Origin of the sequence: Flammeovirga aprica JL-4, from assembly GCF_012844305.1 — a bacterium.
GTDB lineage: Bacteria > Bacteroidota > Bacteroidia > Cytophagales > Flammeovirgaceae > Flammeovirga > Flammeovirga aprica.
The window spans coordinates 1-21522 of sequence record NZ_JABANE010000067.1; the positions used below are offsets into that span (position 1 = coordinate 1).

Annotated in this window: 17 protein-coding genes and 1 CRISPR repeat array; of the genes, 5 read left to right on the forward strand and 12 right to left on the reverse strand. The window is 34.4% G+C overall.

What is annotated here, in order from left to right:
* On the forward strand, positions 1-584 hold a 584-nt coding region (locus HHU12_RS21345; protein WP_205959952.1), incomplete at its 5' end, for a hypothetical protein.
* A gap of 71 nt (positions 585-655) precedes the next feature.
* Positions 656-2860: a CRISPR direct-repeat array (repeat unit 30 nt; unit sequence ATCGTAATGGCAACATGCCATAATAAGAAG).
* Positions 2861-3072: 212 nt separating this feature from the next.
* Here HHU12_RS21345 and cas2 read toward each other — a convergent pair.
* From cas2 to HHU12_RS21405, 12 genes are all read right to left on the reverse strand, one after another.
* A complete protein-coding gene (gene cas2, locus HHU12_RS21350; RefSeq protein WP_169658770.1) occupies positions 3073-3333 on the reverse strand; it encodes a CRISPR-associated endonuclease Cas2 in 261 nt (86 codons plus the stop codon).
* Positions 3334-3351: 18 nt separating this feature from the next.
* Positions 3352-4344, reverse strand: a complete 993-nt coding sequence (gene cas1b, locus HHU12_RS21355) for a type I-B CRISPR-associated endonuclease Cas1b (protein WP_169658771.1) — start codon at positions 4342-4344, stop codon at positions 3352-3354.
* 25 nt (positions 4345-4369) lie between these two features.
* Positions 4370-4876 (reverse strand): CRISPR-associated protein Cas4, encoded by a 507-nt coding sequence (cas4, locus tag HHU12_RS21360; RefSeq protein ID WP_169658772.1) that lies wholly within the window; start codon positions 4874-4876, stop codon positions 4370-4372.
* 49 nt (positions 4877-4925) lie between these two features.
* A complete protein-coding gene (gene cas3, locus HHU12_RS21365; RefSeq protein ID WP_169658773.1) occupies positions 4926-7007 on the reverse strand; it encodes a type I-D CRISPR-associated helicase Cas3' in 2082 nt (693 codons plus the stop codon).
* Positions 7008-7012: 5 nt separating this feature from the next.
* Positions 7013-7672: a type I-D CRISPR-associated protein Cas5/Csc1 gene (cas5d, locus tag HHU12_RS21370; protein WP_169658774.1), complete on the reverse strand. Its 660-nt coding sequence runs from the start codon at positions 7670-7672 to the stop codon at positions 7013-7015.
* 66 nt (positions 7673-7738) lie between these two features.
* Entirely contained in the window at positions 7739-8686 is a 948-nt protein-coding gene (gene cas7d / locus HHU12_RS21375) for a type I-D CRISPR-associated protein Cas7/Csc2 (protein WP_169658775.1), read from the reverse strand.
* Between the two features lie 24 nt (positions 8687-8710).
* The gene (locus HHU12_RS21380; protein WP_169658776.1) at positions 8711-11572 is read right to left on the reverse strand and encodes a hypothetical protein; all 2862 of its coding nucleotides are present in this window, start codon (positions 11570-11572) and stop codon (positions 8711-8713) included.
* Between the two features lie 12 nt (positions 11573-11584).
* The gene (locus tag HHU12_RS21385; protein WP_169658777.1) at positions 11585-12379 is read right to left on the reverse strand and encodes a CRISPR-associated endoribonuclease Cas6; all 795 of its coding nucleotides are present in this window, start codon (positions 12377-12379) and stop codon (positions 11585-11587) included.
* A gap of 129 nt (positions 12380-12508) precedes the next feature.
* Entirely contained in the window at positions 12509-13270 is a 762-nt protein-coding gene (locus HHU12_RS21390) for a helix-turn-helix transcriptional regulator (RefSeq protein WP_169658778.1), read from the reverse strand.
* 291 nt (positions 13271-13561) lie between these two features.
* Entirely contained in the window at positions 13562-13771 is a 210-nt protein-coding gene (locus tag HHU12_RS21395; protein WP_169658779.1) for a hypothetical protein, read from the reverse strand.
* A gap of 34 nt (positions 13772-13805) precedes the next feature.
* Positions 13806-14078 carry a hypothetical protein gene (locus HHU12_RS21400; protein ID WP_169658780.1) on the reverse strand — a complete coding sequence of 91 codons (273 nt, stop codon included), beginning with the start codon at positions 14076-14078 and terminating at the stop codon, positions 13806-13808.
* Positions 14079-14156: 78 nt separating this feature from the next.
* Positions 14157-15488: a replication initiation protein gene (locus HHU12_RS21405; RefSeq protein ID WP_169658781.1), complete on the reverse strand. Its 1332-nt coding sequence runs from the start codon at positions 15486-15488 to the stop codon at positions 14157-14159.
* A 1482-nt stretch (positions 15489-16970) separates the two neighbouring features.
* On the opposite strand from HHU12_RS21405, the gene HHU12_RS21410 reads away from it, so the two are divergent.
* From HHU12_RS21410 to HHU12_RS21425, 4 genes are all read left to right on the forward strand, one after another.
* Positions 16971-17954, forward strand: coding sequence for a ParA family protein (locus HHU12_RS21410; protein ID WP_169658782.1), 984 nt, complete (start codon positions 16971-16973; stop codon positions 17952-17954).
* A gap of 3 nt (positions 17955-17957) precedes the next feature.
* A complete protein-coding gene (locus HHU12_RS21415; RefSeq protein WP_169658783.1) occupies positions 17958-18878 on the forward strand; it encodes a hypothetical protein in 921 nt (306 codons plus the stop codon).
* Between the two features lie 510 nt (positions 18879-19388).
* Entirely contained in the window at positions 19389-20387 is a 999-nt protein-coding gene (locus HHU12_RS21420) for a hypothetical protein (protein ID WP_169658784.1), read from the forward strand.
* 55 nt (positions 20388-20442) lie between these two features.
* Entirely contained in the window at positions 20443-21486 is a 1044-nt protein-coding gene (locus HHU12_RS21425; RefSeq protein ID WP_169658785.1) for a helix-turn-helix domain-containing protein, read from the forward strand.
* Positions 21487-21522 lie beyond the last annotated feature (36 nt).

Genomic DNA, 21522 nt, shown 5'->3' on the forward strand with positions numbered 1-21522 from the left:
CTATGACCATTTTTCACTATATCGTTGCCTTCACAGTGAGGACAACGTATTTCTTTGTAATGTCTCATATACATATAACAAAGAATCAACCTAAATCATCCATTACCGAAAAATGTTATGATTTTGCGGTGCAATACGTCAAGCAAAACAACCTCAGCCGTAAAATCGACAAAGAGAAGGTCAAAGATTTTATCTCGTACTACAATAATAAAGAAGAGGAGTTTAAAACCTCACACACTTGGCAGGACGCACTTTCTTACCGTATTAGAGAATATCCCTCAATGATCTTCCAATCGGCTCATACAGCTCAAAAGAAAGCGACTTCAAAAAGTAACCCCCTACTCAAAATCAACACCTTACAAGAGTTCAAAGCATTTTGCCAAACCAAGCAACGCTACAGTGATTTCTACCAGGAACTCTCCATCAAATTCTGGAAGGAGGCTAACCAAGATCCGCAAGTCTACAACACCATGATGCAAAACTGCTTTGCAATGATCAAAAAGCAGATCCGTATTCAAAAGACTTGGGTCAAGATGGAGAATTACTTGAGGAGGGAATTAAAGATTAAAGACTCAAAGATATAAGGTCAGATGAATAAGAGTAAAAATTCACAGTAATCACAAAACCTCCACGGCCTTGCGGTGGAGGTTTGTTTAAATTTATGGCAACATGCCATAATTAGAAGTGATTCTGTTCCAAGAGTATCTGTTGAAGTAGTGGCATCGTAACGGCAACATGCCATAATAAGAAGTCCCTCTTTCAAATACTTCTCACGGCATTTGGGGCATCGTAATGGCAACATGCCATAATAAGAAGAATGTATTTATATCTAGTCTCTAACGAAATAAGAGTATCGTAATGGCAACATGCCATAATAAGAAGAAGAAACGTTTATATATCCAATGTTCCTTAGTGGCATCGTAATGGCAACATGCCATAATAAGAAGCGTGCAAATGCATCTTTGACTAAAGTATCAAAACTAATCGTAATGGCAACATGCCATAATAAGAAGGAGCGGAAGTTTCTCTACATCTAACCAAAACAGGGGTATCGTAATGGCAACATGCCATAATAAGAAGATTGCAGATATTATTGAAATTGATATAAATGATTCATCGTAATGGCAACATGCCATAATAAGAAGTGGTGCCTCTTTATCGTTTCCGGCGGTGGAAACTATATCGTAATGGCAACATGCCATAATAAGAAGTTGGATTAGGGACGGTTGGATAACTCAACATCCTTCTATCGTAATGGCAACATGCCATAATAAGAAGAAGAGTGTCTGTATATCTTGTTCTATCGTGGGTATATCGTAATGGCAACATGCCATAATAAGAAGACGAACTACGCGAAACGCAAGCGGTAGCAAATTCATTATCGTAATGGCAACATGCCATAATAAGAAGACGAACTACGCGAAACGCAAGCGGTAGCAAATTCATTATCGTAATGGCAACATGCCATAATAAGAAGGTTAGATATTTCTTTTGAAATGTTTGAATTCAAGAAATCGTAATGGCAACATGCCATAATAAGAAGTAAAGAAATAAAAATAGAGGGAGAGTCATCTAATGGAATCGTAATGGCAACATGCCATAATAAGAAGTACATTTTCCAATAAAACATCAACAAACTCAACTTCATCGTAATGGCAACATGCCATAATAAGAAGTGGATCAAAAGCAATTGACCTACGCATTAACTGAGCATCGTAATGGCAACATGCCATAATAAGAAGTTTAACGGCGAAGATTGGTATAAGTGGTTCATTCGTATCGTAATGGCAACATGCCATAATAAGAAGCACTTCTGATGTTTCTGCAGAGACTGAAGATTTCACATCGTAATGGCAACATGCCATAATAAGAAGGAAGGGTGTTCTGTAATCCAACCGTCACGTATCCAATCGTAATGGCAACATGCCATAATAAGAAGAGTTCAATATCATATTTACCTATTCTGCCATATTCTATCGTAATGGCAACATGCCATAATAAGAAGGATTCTTTAGTTAGTTGCCCAGAGCAGTGTGCTTACATCGTAATGGCAACATGCCATAATAAGAAGTGCTCTTTTTATAAATAAAAAAAGCACCTGACTTTCATCGTAATGGCAACATGCCATAATAAGAAGCCTTTTAAGGTAGACCATAACGCCGAACGTGAATATATCGTAATGGCAACATGCCATAATAAGAAGTTAGAGTCTGATTTGCTTATCATTAATGAGGCAAATCGTAATGGCAACATGCCATAATAAGAAGTGTTAGAAACTATTGATCCAGATAGCAATGTACCTTTATCGTAATGGCAACATGCCATAATAAGAAGCATATAGAAGATTGAGAGGTATTTTTGGAAACGTTATCGTAATGGCAACATGCCATAATAAGAAGCCTAACAAGTGGAATAAAAAACCAGTTGAGGAAAAACATCGTAATGGCAACATGCCATAATAAGAAGTCGCTAATCTTTTTTAAAATTGTTTCCTTGGTTTCTATCGTAATGGCAACATGCCATAATAAGAAGTTGCTCATTGGATCAATGTTATTGTTTGCACTAACATCGTAATGGCAACATGCCATAATAAGAAGTATTGCAAGTGACTTAAAGTACTCAAAACAACTTAATCGTAATGGCAACATGCCATAATAAGAAGTACGCCACCATTTACAAGTGAGGGGTTAAGAGTTACATCGTAATGGCAACATGCCATAATAAGAAGGTTTAACTCTTTTTTTACTCAGTACATTTACTATGTATCGTAATGGCAACATGCCATAATAAGAAGTATACATCCCTAGAAATATCAAAAGAATTGGGTAAAATCGTAATGGCAACATGCCATAATAAGAAGCCGTACAAAAGTAAGAAAAAAACAGCTCATATAAGCTTTAATCCTACATTAATAACTAGTATTTCCATTCCTAATATTGTCGACCCAAAATAATAAGATTACCCCCTACCTTCGACAACCGGGTAGAACATATCCGAAATGCACAAAAACTATATTTTTTATATAGTCAGAGAATGTCAAAGAACAATTCTTGGGAGGTCGACAACCCAAGGTTATAAAAAAGAAGAGGTATTTACAGGTGAATCACCCAGAATTTCAGTCTTCATCCACTTCTCAGCCCGAACTGAATATACCCTTACATTATCATTATTGGCTATAATATCATTCAATTCGTCTTTCAATTGCTGATACTCCAGACCTGTCAGTTCCCCTTCTAGAACAGAATTTTGCACCCAATGCAAATACCTACGACAGGTCTTTAATACCTTACCAACTCTTTTTACATCAATATCATAACACAATATTATATACATCTTTAATCTTACTTTTAGTTACCACCATATTTTAAAAGGTTGATACTCTTCTACATCAAGAATATGTTTAATTAATTTATAGCATTCCAATAAAACTAAACGCTTATAGGACACCTCTCTTTGTAAGTCTCTATGCTTGATTGTTTCTTTCAGTTTCATATCATAGGCTTCCAAAAACTTTTGTCGTGAAGTATCCTTCAAAACACACTTACCCAATTCTTTCTGAAAATCATGCTCTTGAATAACTCTTTTATTCAACATTGAAAAGATAAGGCGATCTACTAAAATAGGTTTAAAGATTTCAGCCAGATCCAGTGCCAAAGAATAACGCCTCATACCAGGTTCATGTAAGAAACTAATAGTTGGATTGAGTTGACTATGATACAACATATCCATACAAGTAGTATAACACATCATATTACCAAAACTAATTAAAGCATTCACTTCATTTTTTGGAGGTTGTTTACTTCGGCCATCCATTCTGAAATCCTTGATTATTGAATCAAATGCCTGATAATAAACCTGACGTATATTCCCTTCTATTCCCATAAGTTCAGGTACTTTTCTTGAAAATGGAATACTCAATCTTAATTCTTCAATTTGCTCAATGATAATTGAAAGCTGATCCATTCCCCTTCTTCTATAATATTGTAAGTTTTTAAGAATATTAGAAGATGCCCCATCCACAAAACGTTGTGCCAAAACAATCCTTTTCGCTTTATGATGATAATGAAGTGTTTGAGCAACCTGTACTTGCCCCGCTAAAAGTTTTTCCTTTGGGTAAAAGGAACCTGTATAGTGTTCATAATAATCAAAGAAATGGACTGGTATACCATTTTTACCCATAAAATTGTAAAATGTAGTATTGGCATCCAGCTCCCCAAAACAATAAATAGATTCAATATCCGTAACAGGTAAAACACGTTGTTTACCCTCTTTATTTTTAAATCTCAAAGTATTGTCTTTCCTTGAAACTCTTCCGGGGTTTAAAAAATAATATGGCTTTTTCATTGATGTAATAATCTATGGGTTTGTTTCAAGACTCATGCCCTATATAGCAGAAGTCATGAAATGAACAGTTTTTACAAAAAGGTTTATCAATACAAGGAGGGCAATCAGTAATTTGATATAACTCTTCTACCTCATTTTTCCACTTTTTCACTTCAGCTCTTAATCCATCATTCATCACTAACTCCTTTGTCTTTCGAAGCAACGGATACTCCAATCGAGCATTGGGCTTTTCTACTCCCATTTGCTCTAACGTGTAGAGGTAAAAAAGAACCTGTGCTTCATGCGCCCACTCCATTTTATCCGATGTTTTGACCTCCATAACAGTATTCGTTTTCGGGTCGAAGTAATCAATTTTACCACACCCCAGGTCTATCTCCCTCCACTTCTCTGCCCTTTGTTTATAAGCAGTATCATGAAGATGTTTTCCTTCCAATACTCTTTCCGATGAAGTTTCCATACTGATACCCTTCAATAGGAGCCAAAGCTTACGTTTGCAGATATGCAGGTAATGTATATGTTGTCCAGTAACCATATAAAAGTTGTTTTCAAGATGTCAAAAAACGTATTAAGATAAAAAGAACTTAGATAAAGTTTCTATCACTTCCTCTTACATCTACTACCTTAAACCTTTTCTCAGAGAACGTTTGAATCAGCCCTTTTAATAAAGCGACAAGCTTCTTCTGCTCTAGTCGAAATGGTGAAATACTTCTTCCTGACCCTTTATCCCCAAGAAGTTTAAGTCTATTTTTAAAAGCATCCGAAGGTTTTTTTCGCTCTTTAAAATTTAAAAAACGATAGTGTTCAGCTCCAATGTAAGGCATCGTAGCAATCTCATATTGGATATCAGTGTTTCTTGACTCCAACATCCTGTCTACCACAATTATTCTTTCACCATTAACCTCTTTATCTTCAATAATGTCTTTATGTGTTAGAATCCATTCAATACTATATTGTGTCTCCAATCCTCCTTCATCCATATCTATTACCTTCACTATTGGAATCGATCCTCTAAAGGTCAAATAGGTTTCTAAATAATCATTCCACCACCTACTCCATTCTTTACCTTCTTGAGGGTATTGTTTTGAAAGATGGTAGATAGTCGAATTGATTTTCAGATAATATTGATAACGTTTTTTCGTTTTTTCAGGCAACTTAGAGGAGTCTAAATATTTTGAAAGTCCTTCCTCAAAAATTTTAAAACTCTCGTAATTATTATTCTCCTTGAAATTTTTAAAAACAGAAAATAGATATTCGCCATAAAGTAAAGGCACCTTCTCCTTATAAAACTTAGGATCATCCATACTTACTCGTATTGCTTCGACAAAGGTATTATAGTCAAGGTGGTCCAACTGATCTGCAGAGTTAGTTAATTCTTTTTTAAGTAAAGTAAAACAAGTCGTCATAGACTTTTTTCCTCCTTTTAATGAGCTATCATAATGTATAACTACTTTACCATCTTTTCCACCACGAGCATACCGTCCAAATCTTTGAATAAATGACCTACTGTTGAAACCCGTTTGCATCAAACCATAATCGACACCAAAGTTTGCTCCTACCTCCACTTTACTTGTAGCAAGTATTATTGGTTTTTCATTATCAGATTCTTGTAACTGATGATATCCAGTTACTACTCTAATTTTATCTTCTCCAAAAAGTTCTTCAATTGATGACTTTAGATGACTCAGCTGATGTAATGCATTAAAGATAATAAGGACTTTCTCCCCTTCTTTTACTCTCTCGATTACTTCTTCTGCCTTACTAACAATTACATCTAAAAATGAATCTGCCTTTACAATTTCAACATCAATTCCTCCTCTTATTTTTCTTGATCTTTCAGATTTTTGAATGATCTTTTCTTCCAGGATAGTATAATGATTCTTGTTGACTTTTTTATGATCATCCGATAAACATTGTTCAATATCCTTTATCGCAACATTTTCACTTTCTAATACTTGTTCCAGCTTCCTTTCTGGCGTTGCAGAAACAAATAAGAACCTGGCTGAATTTCTTATAAAACATTCTCTGAGCTTGGCTAATGTCAGAATATTCGCAATCTGTTCTTCATCATATAAGTGAAACTCATCAAATACAAAAAAATCAAAGCGTTTAAGAAAATGAATAATTGTTTTACCTCCCGAGTTTTTCCATGATTTATTCAACCATTTATCCATGCTTCTTTTGATATTTTTATCATATCCACCATGCATTGCATAGTTTAAGATATCTGGATTTGTGATTAGAATATCAGAACTTTCGGCTAACTCCAAACAATACTCCCAACGGTCTTTACTTCCCTTTTTCTCTGCTTCATCTAAAGATTTACCTGTCAGTTTATTGATTTTTAAATCTTTAAAAGTGATCGAAAAATTTTCTTGCAATTCATCAATCAGAGTATTCGTCGGTAATACCAAAAGACCTTTTTTCTTATTGCTTCCTCTGTCCATAAGCACCGGAAATACAAAACCATAAGACTTACCTGTTCCAGTAGGTGCATATAGAAAAGTATATAATGGCAAAGCGTTAAACTTATCTCGTAAGATCAATTGAGACTTGTGCATATTAGCCTCAAATGTTTTTCCTCTATCACGAAATTTTTCTTTCACCTCAGTCTGCTTTACATACTGAGGTGAAAGTTTTAATGTGATCACATTATCAGAAATCATAATACCTATGAATTAACAGGTTGTAAAGAATCCTCCATAATCTTGATAGCTGTATCGGGAGAAATATATTTCAATAAAACATACTGTTCCAATACATAGGCTTTTTCATAGGGTTCATCTTGTATTAGGTCAGCCACTTTTCCAAGGTTATTGAATACTTCCTTTTGGGTAAAAATATTCAACCATAAGGTATCAGGTTTTTGACTTTTTTCTCTTAAACTAATAAGTGTTTCTCTTCCATTACCCACTCTCAAAACGGAAGGTATTTCAAGTGGTTCTCTACTAAAAACCTGACACTCGAACACACTTCCTACAGCTACACCCTGAGTGTAAAACAATGATACAAATGGAGATTTACTACTTTTTGTAATCGCATCTGTATTCACAAACCCGTCAACATTAAATAAGGTATTTCGGGTGTATACTTCCGTATAAGTATAATCTACCGGAGAAGCTACAGAAACGTAAAACCCCCAATCCTTAATCTCCTGATAGAAAGGTTTTCTTCTATATTCTGGCGTTTCCCAATTTTCAACCAACACTTTTCTTAAAGCATAGGTTAGTGCCAAATCGCCAATAAATGGAGCAGTATAAACCCCATTGGAGTTTTCTGTATTGTAAAATAAATGATTTAGTAACGTAAGCTCTATTGTATATACATGCATCTTTTTCTAAATTAAAGTGAACATAAGGAGATTGTGATTCACAACCTCCTTTACATATCCTAAAGCCTAACGTTTCTTTTTACCTTTCATCACCCCTATATCTTGAAGGAATTTCTCTGATAAATTCTGGAATTCTTTGTATTCTTTTTCCAAATTCTTACCACTTTCCCAAATGCCTTTAACAGCTTTGACTACTTCTTCACCATCAAGCAGATTCTCACCATAAAAAGATTTCATAGTCTCTGAAACCTTCTTACTTACATTACCAAGAGTAGGTTCCATAGAATTATCCCAATCTCTTGAGATCAAATAGCTATTAATACCCGCTTCTTCTCTACCAAATCCAACACCAACAATATGATTCACCATATTCATACCCGTTGTTCTACTTTGTGCACCATATCTATTTTCATAGATCACTGCTGAAAGAAGGTGAAACAACATAATAGGAGTAACATTCTCCAACGTAATAAAATGAGGAATTAAAGCTCCTTGTTTTACATATTGCACCTGGAATAAAGATTGTCTAAGACCTCCATCTTCTTCATTCCACATTGTACCACTTTCACCTAAAGCATTATGTTGTAAAGTATCAGAAATATCATTGACATCCTGTATAGAATACCCCCAATCATACACAACTCTTGAAGGCAACCCTACTGCATCACCTGATTGTGTGACTGAATCACCAAACGTTATTGAATTGACATTCGCTAAGTAATCACTCTTCTTGATAGAATTATAATGTAATTCTTCACTAACAGCATCAAACAAACGAGTTTGTTTTAAACCACGTAACTTCTCTCTACTCTTTAATTTTCTAGCAGGGATTTCAAGTACTTCTCTTCCTGATGGAAATTTATAACTCAACACCTCATCCGGTGAGGTACTTCTAATAATCATTGGGTTAACTACCTCTCTAACGATAGCTATTTTGATACACCCAAGTTGATTAGTTTTAAGATTATCAATAAATAAACCTTTATCCTTAATTACTTTAAATAATTCTTTCATGATTTTTTTTACCAGTGTTTATAATTAGTTACTTGATTTTTTGTCAGCTTCCTTTCTTTCAAGATACTCTGCTACTTTCTCAGAGTAGATAAAAGCAAATTGATCGATCAACATCTTCTCTTTTGTTTTAGCAGGAAAACTACCTCCCCATTCATTTATATACATATCATACAACAGTTCAGAAAATGCTCTTGATGCACTTCTTATTTGGTTATTAGTTAGATATTTATCCGATTGAAAAGACTTATGTAATGCACCTGCCACCATCGTTACAATATATTCTTGTTCTGATGGATTATCCCTTGAAGCTACTTTCATAGCATTTAATGCTAATCTAATAATCTTACTTTGTTGTGAAGAGTTTTCACTTTCTCTTTTAATAGAAACAGCTATTTCAGCCAGTTTGCTCATCGAAATCATATTTGAAAAATATTGTGGTTTTGATTCAATAAATGTTTTAATTCTTTTCTTGATACCGCCAATTAAGATTTTTGCTTTATTCTCTTTTTCCTTTGCTTCAACTCTTTTAACGTAATCACCATACAGTCGAAATAAATGATTCCGATCTCCAGAGTAAGCAAGAATATACCCGGAATTAAGATTCTTACCTACCTTTGATAATTCCCAAATGATAGAAATTTCATTAACTACGTCTTCAATTTCAGAAAGTCTTACCTTATCCCATCCAAGTTGTTTGGCGAACCTTGGAGCATTTTCATAATGAAAAATTGCCTTATGAGGACGATAAGGGGTCATGATACTTGTAACGAAACATCTTATACCAAGCTTGGAAGCAATTCGAATATTTTTACTGATAAAATAGAACTGAGACTTTACATCTTTACCTACATCCATCAACTCATACTCATGATGTTTCTGATCTAAAATAGCCCCATTATCAACCTTGATTTTATGATCTTCAATCTTTATGTCATCCTTTACTACTGCGATCACTTCAAGCATGTTATTCTGAAGTGGTAAGCCAAAACCCCATTCACAAAAATCTCTATATACTGCTATATGAGCCTCCTTTTGATTTCCATTCGGGAAGTATTTTTTCCGAATCTGATTTTCAGAGATAGCGATATTAGAAATTTTTGTTTTGGGAGATGCTAAACTTAAATAAGATGGAGCTCTTCTGCTATATCCTGTAGCTTTTAAACCAAAAGCTTTGACTTCCCTATAGTTTTCTGTTGCATAAGAATTAGTCAGAACACACCTTTCTTCTGCTTCAGGAATAAAAAGATCTTTTTCCCATAACTTATTATTAGAGTTGGGATAATCAAGATAGGTTGATATTATCTCTGAAATATCATTAGAACTCTCATTACCTTGATGGTCTTCTTCATTTGGATTAAGTTGATCCATCATATTTTCAAGGTGTTCCTCCGCTACTTCCTCTGGATCGTCACCTATCAAACCACTTACTACTCCTTCTGCCCATATAATAGCATAAAGCGTTTTAAGAAGGTTACTAGGTGCTTTTACATAAGATTTGAAATATTCAGTAACCTCATTTGGAGTAGATAATATCTTACCTTCTTCACTTTGAACTTCCCATTCCCAAGCATCATAAAATGGTTCATCACTTTTACTAAAAGTATCAAAGTTATTCTTCCATGCTTTTACCTTCTTTCCATTTTCATTTAAAAATAGTGTTTTCTTCAAGCACACTAATGACTTAAAAAGCTTTCCTTCATCAGAATCTACATTGGTAAACATCAGGTAAACCTTCTGTTTTTTTTCATCAAATCTAGAGTCGATATAAGATGATAGCTTTAGCTTTTCAATTAACTCTAGTAGACTTTGAAACCCATCCCCACTTGAAAAGCTAGATGCGCCATTTGAAGCCATTGATAAAAACTTATTGGAAACCCTTTCATCCTCCATCAATACATCATTCCAAATATCCTCACTCAAAGGTTTCTTGCTGATAAAATCGAAATTGATGGTTTGGTGATCTATTTTTATAAGATTAGCTACATCTAACTCTTCACTGTCATTCGCAAAATCAATTGATCTTTCTACTAATTCTTTATCAAATGGTTTCCCGAAAAAAATAATACCATTCCTAGTTATTCCTAGTATCTGTCTATTAGACTCCTGTAAAGCTAGTAAAACACCAAAAAGAGCTTGTTTAGATAACATCTTAAAGGGATTCTCATGCAAGGAAACGTAATTCAATTCAAGGTCCATTCCTAAGCTTTCTAGTAAACCCTTAATGTGTAAATACATTCCTCTTACATTATGATATCCATCTGCATATCTTTTTGATTCAACCAGAGATCCATCTTCTTGTCTACTATATTGAATAGCCCCCCCCATCGAAGCTATTTTATCTGCAAACCTTGATAGCTTTTCAAAAAGGTTAGAAATACCATTAGGAAGAGTCATTTCTCTCATAGCTGATGCTACAGATGTTCTATTTTCGGCATTAAGAGCTACATTTTGTATATCTCCCCAATAGTCATTTACCTCAGCAAAAAAAGTGGTGATCTTGAGCTTCTCATGAAGATTATCCTGATCATCTGCTATTTCATTAAAAGCATGTAAAAGTGATCCATCAATCAATTTATTTGCATCATGTAGGAAAAAGCCTAGACAAAATACCTTTAACCAAACCTCATAATCATCATTTGATTCTTCACCTAAACCAATAATACTCTTTTCAAATACTTGAATACTAGGAAAAAGTCCTTGCAGAATATGAATATGATAAGGCATATCATAACTATCATAAACTATCTTATCAGTCTTAAAATAGCCTTTAGCTTCTCGTATTCCATACTGTTCGATCAATGCAGGAAACAATGTCTTGAAAAGCTGATCCAACACCTGTTGTGTTTTTTCAAGAACAAACATCCCCTTGACGATTTCAAAATTCATTTTTTTATAATGTTAGTTTTGTAATACATCTAAATAACCAAATCCTCTTGCTGTATTCTCCATAAACCCTCCATAATAAATAAGCTTTTGAATAGGTATTGGAGCGACTAACTCAAAATCATATTCATAACCTTTTATCCCCACTGCCTTTTCACTACTTGAAGGAGTAAAGTATAAACGTTTTTCTTTTATCTTATTTCCAATTAAAGAGAATCGCAGGTCTTCTATGCCTTCTTCCATCCCCTCATCTTTCACTCCAAACTGATAAAGAATATCTGTCTTTCTTAAAAAGTGATCTTGAAGCTTTTCAATAAAAATTGGTTCATTAGGTCGAATAACTCTGCCTTTTTTCTCATCTTTTTTCTTTTCTGATAACGAAGAAGGTGAACGTAACTTATATTTCATTTTATTTGAGAAATGAGGAACCTTCATATTTTTCTCTCCAACAATTTTGAAAACTTTAGTTCCATATTTATCGGCTAAATAAAAGGTCTCTTCTAGCAAAATAGCTTTGTTAAAAGCCTTCGACAGATTAGGATCATAAAATCTAACATCCAGAACATACTCATATCCTTTCACTTGAATACAATGTTCCAATGTAGAATAATTAAGAGGCCTTAGCCTCGCTATAAATAGTTTAGCTGAATGACCATTTCCATATTTGATTCCACCTTTATGAAGTTTTTTTCCTAATTCAGGATCAACCTCTGAAATCTTCTTATTGACAATATTCCCAATAACTGTAGGGAAATTATAAGTCAATTTGGCATTTTCCGTAATGCACCGAAGTTTTAGTTGTTTATGCATTATATATTTTGTTATTGATATGCTAATCTCATTTTTAAAAGGGTAAAACACAATAAAAACACCTTGGCGTTTTGTTGATTTAAAATAATAATCCTCTTATTCTCCATAATGGAGAATAAGTATGTAATTTCATGAATAATAAGATCTCTTTACTTCTTCTTGAACATGAAGAAGTAGTGATTTTGGCTTTATATCCTTCACATGACCAGGTATCCCAAGAATAAATCTTCCTACCCCATTATAACTAAATACTTCACCTTCATATTTATAAATGAAATTATCATTTCTTGTATTGATTTCAGTAAGGTATTGTCCGCTTTCAGGATATGTCTCCCTCATCAATTGATATCCTAGTGTTGTCAATAAAAAAGAGATTTTTCTTACCTCATTAGAAGCTGTTCCAAAAATATCACATTGAACAGATAGATGTCTGTCTTTATTGTACCTAGGCCTTGTGGTAATCTCAATAGATCTAGCTCTACTTAATTTAAACTGTTTCAATTGATGATCTTTAAGATCAAAACACCATAACCGCCTGTTTCGATCAAATAAAGAAATTGGTTCCACTTTAAAGTCACCTGTATAACCTTTAGAATTTTGATATGCTATTAAGTTTACACACTTATCATCAATAATTGCTTCTTTTATTTGGTCAACTTTTACTAAATCATCACTACTTAAATCAAACAGTCCTAAAAGTTCCTCTTGTCTTATTCTCCAATGTCCTGGTTTTACTTTTATTACTTCAATATCTGCTTTTATCAATGAAGTTAAGTTTTTATATATACCTTTATCCTTCATTTCCAGTACCTCCTCTAATTCTTGTAAAGAAACACCCTCTTCTCTTGAAAGTAATTGTAATAGCTTAATTATATTTTTTACATCTGCCATAAGTTTATACTAAAAAATAAGACACTAATAGTTCTACTCATCATTGACTGTTACCTCAATTTAATAAATAAAATATAGTTGTTTTAAAAACGATTTTACACTTTGTTAACATATATTACCGATAGAAAAATCTATTTCAAATAGACATTTTTAAATGTCTTTTACAGATAAAAAACTATTATGTACAAAGTTAATTTAGAGTCAATTTTTCATCTAATATTCAAGATATAAAAAATGGATAGGCTTTTTTAGTGTCTAACCTATCCATATTTTCATTTGTCCCCACAAATATTATACATCAAGCTTACTTTTAAATAAACTAATTAGTTCCTTATACTCGTCTCTTTCTTTTTTGAGTGATTTGATTTTCTTTTTCAGCTTTTTGTTTTCAGCTTGTAATTCTTCATAATCCCCACCTTTCCCAAGTTTGCTTTTTACATCATAATAGTACTGTTTGTCCTCTTCCTCTGCATTTTCTAAACTTACTTTTAAATACCTCAAGAAAACTTCATCGCTATCACCTTGAGATTACTCATTAAGAAAACGGATAAGAAAATTTGCTGTTTGTAAATACATTATCATCTACAGGAATTTTAATTGTATATTCATTTTTATAAAGTATAGTAGTAGTTATACTATATCCCCCTCCACCACATGAGTCTATCTTAATATCTAATTTTGGTATTATCTCTGTTGAATGTTTTCCTATATTCCTTGAAAGTTTGAGCTCATATAAATACCCTCCAAAAGGAGCTTTTTCATTCTCCCCTAAAAGAACAAAGAAATTATCTTTCTCGTAAAATTTCATACTTATAATACACAGTTTTATAAAAAAATACTGAGCTCTAGGAGCTCACTAACATAGTTCAAAAATTCACTCAGATCTCTACTCCCCCCACTCTCTAATCATCTTATTAAAGCTATTTCTATTCGGGAACATTTCATTGTTTCTGATCGCATTTTTCAAGTCTTTGAGTTCCTTTCTCAGTGGTCTAAGAATCTGATCATTCTCCAGCGTAGCCACAAAATCTTTCAAGGCCATATCAATCACCTTATTGCCAATGCCTACCGCTTTCATTTCCTTAAAGAAGAAAGAAAGTTCTTCATTGAGTACCTCCACATACACCTGATGCCACTCACCGTACTTCTTAGTAGAGAAATCATACTCCCCAAAGTAATTCAGTTTTTTAGCCAGTTTACTCGAAAGCTCTGCAAATAGTTGCTTGTCATTACCGTATTGAGGGCATTCTATCACAACCGGAACAAACTTGCCTGCAGGTGTTTTTGCAGTTTCATTTTGACTACTTCCCATTGGAGCGTTTTCCATTTGGGGAATCTCCATCTGATGAGCCGTAATATCAATCACCTCAGACTGTTCTTTCAAAAGCACGTTGATCGTCGCTTCAATAATATTCTCAGGAAGTTTTAAATCCCTCATAGATGCAATCTTTTGTCGGTTGACTGCATTCAAGGCCTCTTCTCCCCCATCAGTATTGGCGGTAGTATCTTTAGCTATAATTATCTTCTTCCTAAACTTAAAAAGAATATGCGTATACTTTCTACCACTTTTACGAACAGGTGTATAAGAAAGGTGAATATCCGAATGTTCATCGATGCCATTTACAGCAGGTTCCAAAACAGAGTTTTTGAAAGTATTAAAAACATTATATGATTTTCGATCTGCAACACCCAAAATAGATTTCAACTCATTTAGCTCTACTAAACGTTCTGTATACTTTCCTACACCACCAATCAAGTAGTCATAAAGTCTTACCGCATGAGGTGAACGTATATCCTTCAAATTACCAAAAAGGTAAAGCGTGTAATTTGAAGTAGGTCCTAAAAAACTTTTGAAAGTGCGGTTAAACTTAAAAGATACTTTCGTCTTATTGATTTCTATGGTATCAAAAAGTGCAATGTATTTTCTATTGAAGTCATTTGCTTCGTAATCAGCATCATTGATCCCACTCCCTTGTCTCACTTTTGCAGAAGACAACTCATCACATGCCTGATCAATATTTTTAATATCTTTTCCACCTGGAGCTCTTCCCAAAAAATCAGCAACTCTAAACTCCAGTGTTTCATCAAGATCTTGTTCTTTCAACGTAAAAGAGAAAAATAACAACTTCTGAGCAATTAGACTCAAGGTTGTTTTTTGATGTGCCTTTACCAAGGTATTATGACGCTTTACCCAAACTTTGGTCAAAAGATTATCCATCGCTTTCTACTTTTAAGAGTTGTTCTTGATAATGAAACTGTACTACAATATTATTTTGTGGAGCTGTAAAACTGCTTGTCTTCATTTAAAATTAAACCGCTAAGAAAAAGTAAATACAAGCAGAAGTCCATTACATATTTACGGACTTTTATTAGTAATTACAACGATTTCACCTAAAAACATCGGACTTTTACTTGTATCTATGGTCTTCTTACTAGTATTAATCAGGTAACCTCCTTGTATTTAGGATTCGTTATATTTTGGTTTTGATTGTTATTTCTTAAATAAGGAGTTCTGTTTCAAGGTTTAAACAATCTATGAAAGTACAATCCAAACTTCTATTCAAAATAATGGTCTAACTACTAGTATTTTGTGCAACCTCCTATGCTTTTATGTAAAGTTCTCTCATTAGACTAATCTCTTCACCTTGTATTACCATGGTCTATCTACTTGTGTTTAATAACATAAAACTCTATTTATCAGAAACTTAGATTAAGTACGTTAATAATGACCCAAATAACTAAGATAAAAAATGAGATAACATTTCACTTAAATTTATGGTCTAATTACTAGGATTGTGTGCAACTTCCTATGCTTTTGTGCAGAATACTTGTATTTGATTGGTCTAACTACTAGTATCGAGAGAGTAACCTCCTTGTATTATTATGGTCTAAGTACTTGTTCAAAGTGTTATAATTGTCTATTTATCAGATGGTTACGACCTACTATAAATAATAAAGTATTTAATAAGTAAAATAAAGAATCTATTATTTCTTCTCTTTTTTTGATTGATTTAGTTAAAGCTTTTGTGTTGTAAGTAGTATTACCAGCAAAACTTTATACTTATCAATCTTAAAAATAAAGATTAAAACAAAATTAATCACTTTTTGTGGTCTATCTACTAGTATTAAGAGTAACCTCCTTGTATTTATCTCATTGATGCACATTATTTATGGTCTAACTACTTGTATTATAGTATTTCCAACTGATTCAACAGTGGTCTAATTACTAGTATTTGCATTTTGACTAGGATTTTGGTTACAATTTTAATTTTGGAATGATTAATTTCAGTATCTAATGATGGTAATATTACTAGGATCTGTTCTAAAGCATAGTAGAAGTCCGTTAACAATGTACAAAAGCTGTGAATAGCTATAGAATAATAATGTATTGAGGCTAGATTAATGGTCTATCTACTAGGATTAACGTTACTAGTTATGGTCTAATCACTTGTATTCTTAGTATTTAGCTTCATTATGAAGCATATTTGATGTTTTTGAGTGTAACCTCCTTGTATTTAAAATATAAACTATGGTCTAACTACTAGCATTTAGCTATCAATTGATGGTTTAGATCATCAAAAGATTTAATATTTTGTAGTTGAAATAGTCGAATAATAACCCACTTTAGACTAAATATTTTGTCAAAAATATATTTAAAACAAAAAAAATAGTCTAATTCTTTTCAATTACACAAAAATGTTTGTACAATTGTATCGAACTAAAAGATAATACAATGGTCAATGAGAAAAGAATCATTTCATTCTTGAAGAAGAATGACTTTTTAAAACACTCGAAGCTGGAGCAAATGGCAGGACTTTCTCAAGGTCTTATCTCAGCTGTTCTTGCAGGAAGAAAAAGTTTTTCAGATGCACATCTGGAAAAACTATATGCTGTATTAAAGAATTTTGGAATTGATAATATTCTGAATAGTACAGTTATTTCTGTCATGAACAACAAAGGTGGAGTAGCCAAAACAACAACAACGTTGAACTTAGGTACTGCACTTGCTAGAAGTGGAAAAAAAGTATTGCTTATTGACCTTGACCCTCAGGGTAACTTATCACAATGTTTGGGAATAGACGAGCCAGTGCGTGAGTTGAAGTCGCTTTTGATTGAAGATGCAGAGCTAGGAGATGTGAAGTTGAAAATTGAAGACAACCTGACGTTGATTCCTTCTTCTATTAAATTGGATGAAGTGACTATCCGAATGAATCAAGATAGAACAATTCCTAATTCTGTTCTACGTCAGAAACTGGCACAAGAAGAAGAGGAGTTTGATTATATTTTTATTGATCTTCCACCCAACTTATCTGTACTGAATTATGTAGCTTTGGAAGCATCTGAAAGTGTGATCATTCCGGTAGAACCAGGTAAGTTAGCGTACAATGGTTTGGATGGTGCCAAGTTGGTCATTGATCAGATCAACAGAATGAATTCTTCCAATCCTTTACAGATTTTAGGGGTATTGATTATTAAAGCAGCACCTAATGAAAAAATCTACAAAGGATACGTACCAGCCATACGTGCAGAGGAAGTGGTTTTCAAAACTGAAATTCCGGTAGATGCTCACCTCAAACAATCCATTGAGCTGACGCAGAATGTTTTTGATTACGCACCAAAAAGTAAGGCAGCTAAAGCTTACAAGGATTTAGCAAAAGAAGTTATGTCACTCAAAAAGAACTAAGCCATGTTTACTCCCAAAAAATTAGGAAGATCCAATGCCGCACCTCCACAAGCGACGGAGGCACAAAAGCATAATTTGAATATAGAGTTATTGGTCAGCCCAGTACTTCGTGATTATATCTCTCCTCTTACCGAAAGTGAGGAAGCGATTTTACGTGAGTCCATTCGTGAAGAAGGCGTAAGAGAGCCTTTAGTAGTGTGGACCATCATGGATGCAGAGTTGGAGATAATTACTGAAGATGGAGAACTGAGAACTTCAAAACCTGGAGACAAAGTAATCTTAGACGGTCATCACCGTTACCGCCTTGCAAAAGAAGTAGGTGCCGATTATCGTTTGGCTCCAGATAAGACTTTTGATTCTTTGGCGGAAGCACAAGAATACATGTTGCAGTTGCAATTGGGGAGAAGAAACCTCAACAACAACCAATCGGCTTACTACATTGGATCCAAATACAACTTCAATGTACAAGGTATTGGTGGCAACAAAAGTCAAGGAGGAAAAACCAAAACCATTTTAGCGGATGAATTTGGAAAGGGAGAAAGAACCATTCTCAACTTCTCCAAGCTCGCTAAAGTGATTGACGAATGTTCTTCCGCTTTTAAAGTGTCTTTCTTGAAAGGAGACTTCAGCATCAAAAAAGACACTTACCTTGAGGTAGCCAAAAACATAGACAATCTATCTCAGGAAGAAATTGAGAATCTATTACAGGAGCCTCTACAAGAAGATGCAAACTCAACAGGTGAGGAACAGCCAAAACCTGCAGATAGAGCACCCATCAACAGACCAAAAATACTGACCTATAAATCGCTGAAAAGCTCCATCGACAAATTATCAGAAATGGACTTAAAGCGAGATTTATCTGATGATGAAAAAAAGGTCATCAAAGAAAATATAGATGCACTAATCCGTAAAATCGGCCTTTAGAGTATCGCTAGAGGGGGGTGCACAAAGTGCACCCCCTCCCAAAACATCAAAACCTGTTATTTTTTTCCGATAAAATCTATGTAGATATTCTTTACGTATTGTAGTGATCAATCCCTCAATCATCGCCAAAACTCTTGATGGTTTGAAAACTATAATAACGGAACTATTTATAAAATCTGCATTAGTAGATTCAATAAGGAAAAAGTGAAATGACACAAAAAAAGTTCAATCTCTTCATCGCCAAACTCAGAGATTGAACCCAATATTAGATCCAATTGGATCTCGATAATATTTGTTTTATGCTGTTGCACATTTGAAATTGGAAAAAGTTGGATTATTATTTTTTTAGTCTAATCAAGGCAGAATAGAAGAGCATAGCCAAAGCTACGTGATGATATTCTAACGCCGAGTAGGCTAAAAAAGGAAATCCAAAATTTCCGATTTTAATTGTACAACTGCTATCAGTTCATTGTTCCGCTTCGCCAAAAGCGGGCTCAAACATTACCAATCGTGAAGTTAGTAAGAATTGCGGATTATTCACTAATCCTAGCGTCATTACTGTATAGTAGTTACGTGTCCTGTTTATTTTTTGCCAGTATCCTTCCCTTCTACTTGGCAATTCCTCTCGCCCTGTTTATTGTGATACTAGGGCATCATTACTCTTTTTTCGCTATCCAATATTTCAAGGAAAACCGAAAACTATCCCAAGCCTCCATCATTGCCATTGCTTTGATGTTAACGGTCTTTTATTCCGAATGGAAAGGACAGCACGTACAAGCCAAGTCGGTAACAGGAATCCCGACTACGGAGAAAATCGACCAGCATATTGAGGAAGTGATGCAGACCATCCATCAAAATGCCAACAAGAAAAATTGGAGAAATGTAGAGCAGTACCGCTCCGCTTCTCAGCAACTGAAAATGTTGCAGGAAGAAAAACAACGCCTATTAGAAACCATCGAAGAGAAGAATTCAGAAGCAGAACAACTAGCTTCAGAGTTCAGAGTTTTTTCCATCATCCTGTTCCTAATTGCGTTCGTGGCCTCCACCCTCAACAGCGATTCCACAGCAGAATCAAAGATTTCGATAGGTACTACTCAGGTGCTGACCTCTTATACACCACAGGACCTACAGGTCCTGCAACAGAGAAAACAGCAGGTAAATCAGAAGGACCTACAGCAAGAATTACAACGGGAGTTACAACAAGAAGCAGAATATTCAGTACGTAAAGTCACAGCTCAGTACCAGAAGGAAACAGGACCTGCAGGTACTAATGTAGCTAGTAATTTAACGAATAGCTCAGCTACTGATTCAAGTACTGATCTAGAAACTGTCATCGCATTAGTGAAATCAGGAGAACTCCAAGACAGAAGGGAAGTCATGAGGCGTTTAAAGCTCAATGTCATCCAAGCCAATCAGCTTTTCAAAAAGCATGCACCAAAACCACAACAAGCGACGATAGGATTTGTAACCTCTAAAACAACTCCTAAAGTAGCACCTAAAAACGCTTAATGGTATTGGTTTATATACCTCATCCTTCTTACCTCTAACCTCATACCTCAAAAAGATGATTTCATTCGATCCACAGTTATTAGTACAATTAGACCAAGACGAGACCTTTGTATTATTGCACCTCTGCAAGAGAATAGGAAAAAGTAAAACGGCCTATCCAAGTAACGACCTTCTAAAAGAAGACACAGGAATGGGCATCAATAAAATCAAAAGAGTAATCGCTTCATTGCAAGAAAAAGAAATGATCACAGCAAGTCAGACGATGCTTGAAAAAGGAAAGTTTGGACCAAGAATCATCAAAGTATTGACTCCATTTGTAAGAGTTTATAATACTCCAATGGCAGAGCGTAATATCACATCAGTTCCTCAAACCCACCGTAGCGCGGATTCCGTGTCAACGGTGGCCGTACCTACGGAAACAGCGCTAGTAAGTAAAGAAGTTATTTCTCCTAGTAATTCTACTAGTAGAAATAAATTAAAAGAAGAAGAAAGAACTCATTCGAAATTCAATAATCAGTTTGATAATAGTTTTGATAAGGAAAAGATTATGAATCGATGCATGGAGCTTCAAAAACAATACAACATCGAAGGAGAGTTGGACGAAGAAAAAATCCAACAGCTTTGCGAAGAGAAATTAACGTTGACCGATTCCTTCCTTGTTTCCGGAATGCAACACTTCGGATTCAAATACTTCAAACCAAAGCAAAGAAGCGTTTCCAATTCCTCAGAAGTTTCAGATCAGCAAACAGAAAGCAAAGCGGAAGACAAACCTGCAAACTCAAAAAAAACAATCCCATCACCCTTGAAAATGGATGTAGACAGCTTCACCCGTAAAAAATCAGGCAAAGTGATTGGGGAGTGGCTGAACTCCATTTCACATCAAGCTCAGCAAAACACCATCGGTTTACTGCAAAGCTACCTCCAGATGCTTCAAGACAGCAACCTTTGTTCGTCACTAAAACACTTGGAAAATACCCTCTATAAAACCTTCGATACACTACTCAAGAAGATGAACAACACCAAGAACATGGGTTGCCTCAATAAAGCACTCAGAGAAGCCGTCAGACAGCGTGAACCTTATTTAGATCAATTGATATAGGAAGCAGTGTGACTACAAAGAAATTAAAGAAATGAT

What these genes read in the sequence shown, in the direction of transcription:
- HHU12_RS21385 (WP_169658777.1), bottom strand. Translation starts at nt 12,379, where the DNA reads ATGCATAAACAACTAAAACTTCGGTGCATTACGGAAAATGCCAAATTG.
- HHU12_RS21400 (WP_169658780.1), bottom strand. Translation starts at nt 14,078, where the DNA reads ATGAAATTTTACGAGAAAGATAATTTCTTTGTTCTTTTAGGGGAGAAT.
- HHU12_RS21390 (WP_169658778.1), bottom strand. Translation starts at nt 13,270, where the DNA reads ATGGCAGATGTAAAAAATATAATTAAGCTATTACAATTACTTTCAAGA.
- cas3 (WP_169658773.1), bottom strand. Translation starts at nt 7,007, where the DNA reads ATGATTTCTGATAATGTGATCACATTAAAACTTTCACCTCAGTATGTA.
- cas7d (WP_169658775.1), bottom strand. Translation starts at nt 8,686, where the DNA reads ATGAAAGAATTATTTAAAGTAATTAAGGATAAAGGTTTATTTATTGAT.
- HHU12_RS21425 (WP_169658785.1), top strand. Translation starts at nt 20,443, where the DNA reads ATGATTTCATTCGATCCACAGTTATTAGTACAATTAGACCAAGACGAG.
- cas5d (WP_169658774.1), bottom strand. Translation starts at nt 7,672, where the DNA reads ATGCATGTATATACAATAGAGCTTACGTTACTAAATCATTTATTTTAC.
- HHU12_RS21415 (WP_169658783.1), top strand. Translation starts at nt 17,958, where the DNA reads ATGTTTACTCCCAAAAAATTAGGAAGATCCAATGCCGCACCTCCACAA.
- HHU12_RS21405 (WP_169658781.1), bottom strand. Translation starts at nt 15,488, where the DNA reads ATGGATAATCTTTTGACCAAAGTTTGGGTAAAGCGTCATAATACCTTG.
- cas4 (WP_169658772.1), bottom strand. Translation starts at nt 4,876, where the DNA reads ATGGTTACTGGACAACATATACATTACCTGCATATCTGCAAACGTAAG.
- HHU12_RS21380 (WP_169658776.1), bottom strand. Translation starts at nt 11,572, where the DNA reads ATGAATTTTGAAATCGTCAAGGGGATGTTTGTTCTTGAAAAAACACAA.
- cas1b (WP_169658771.1), bottom strand. Translation starts at nt 4,344, where the DNA reads ATGAAAAAGCCATATTATTTTTTAAACCCCGGAAGAGTTTCAAGGAAA.
- cas2 (WP_169658770.1), bottom strand. Translation starts at nt 3,333, where the DNA reads ATGTATATAATATTGTGTTATGATATTGATGTAAAAAGAGTTGGTAAG.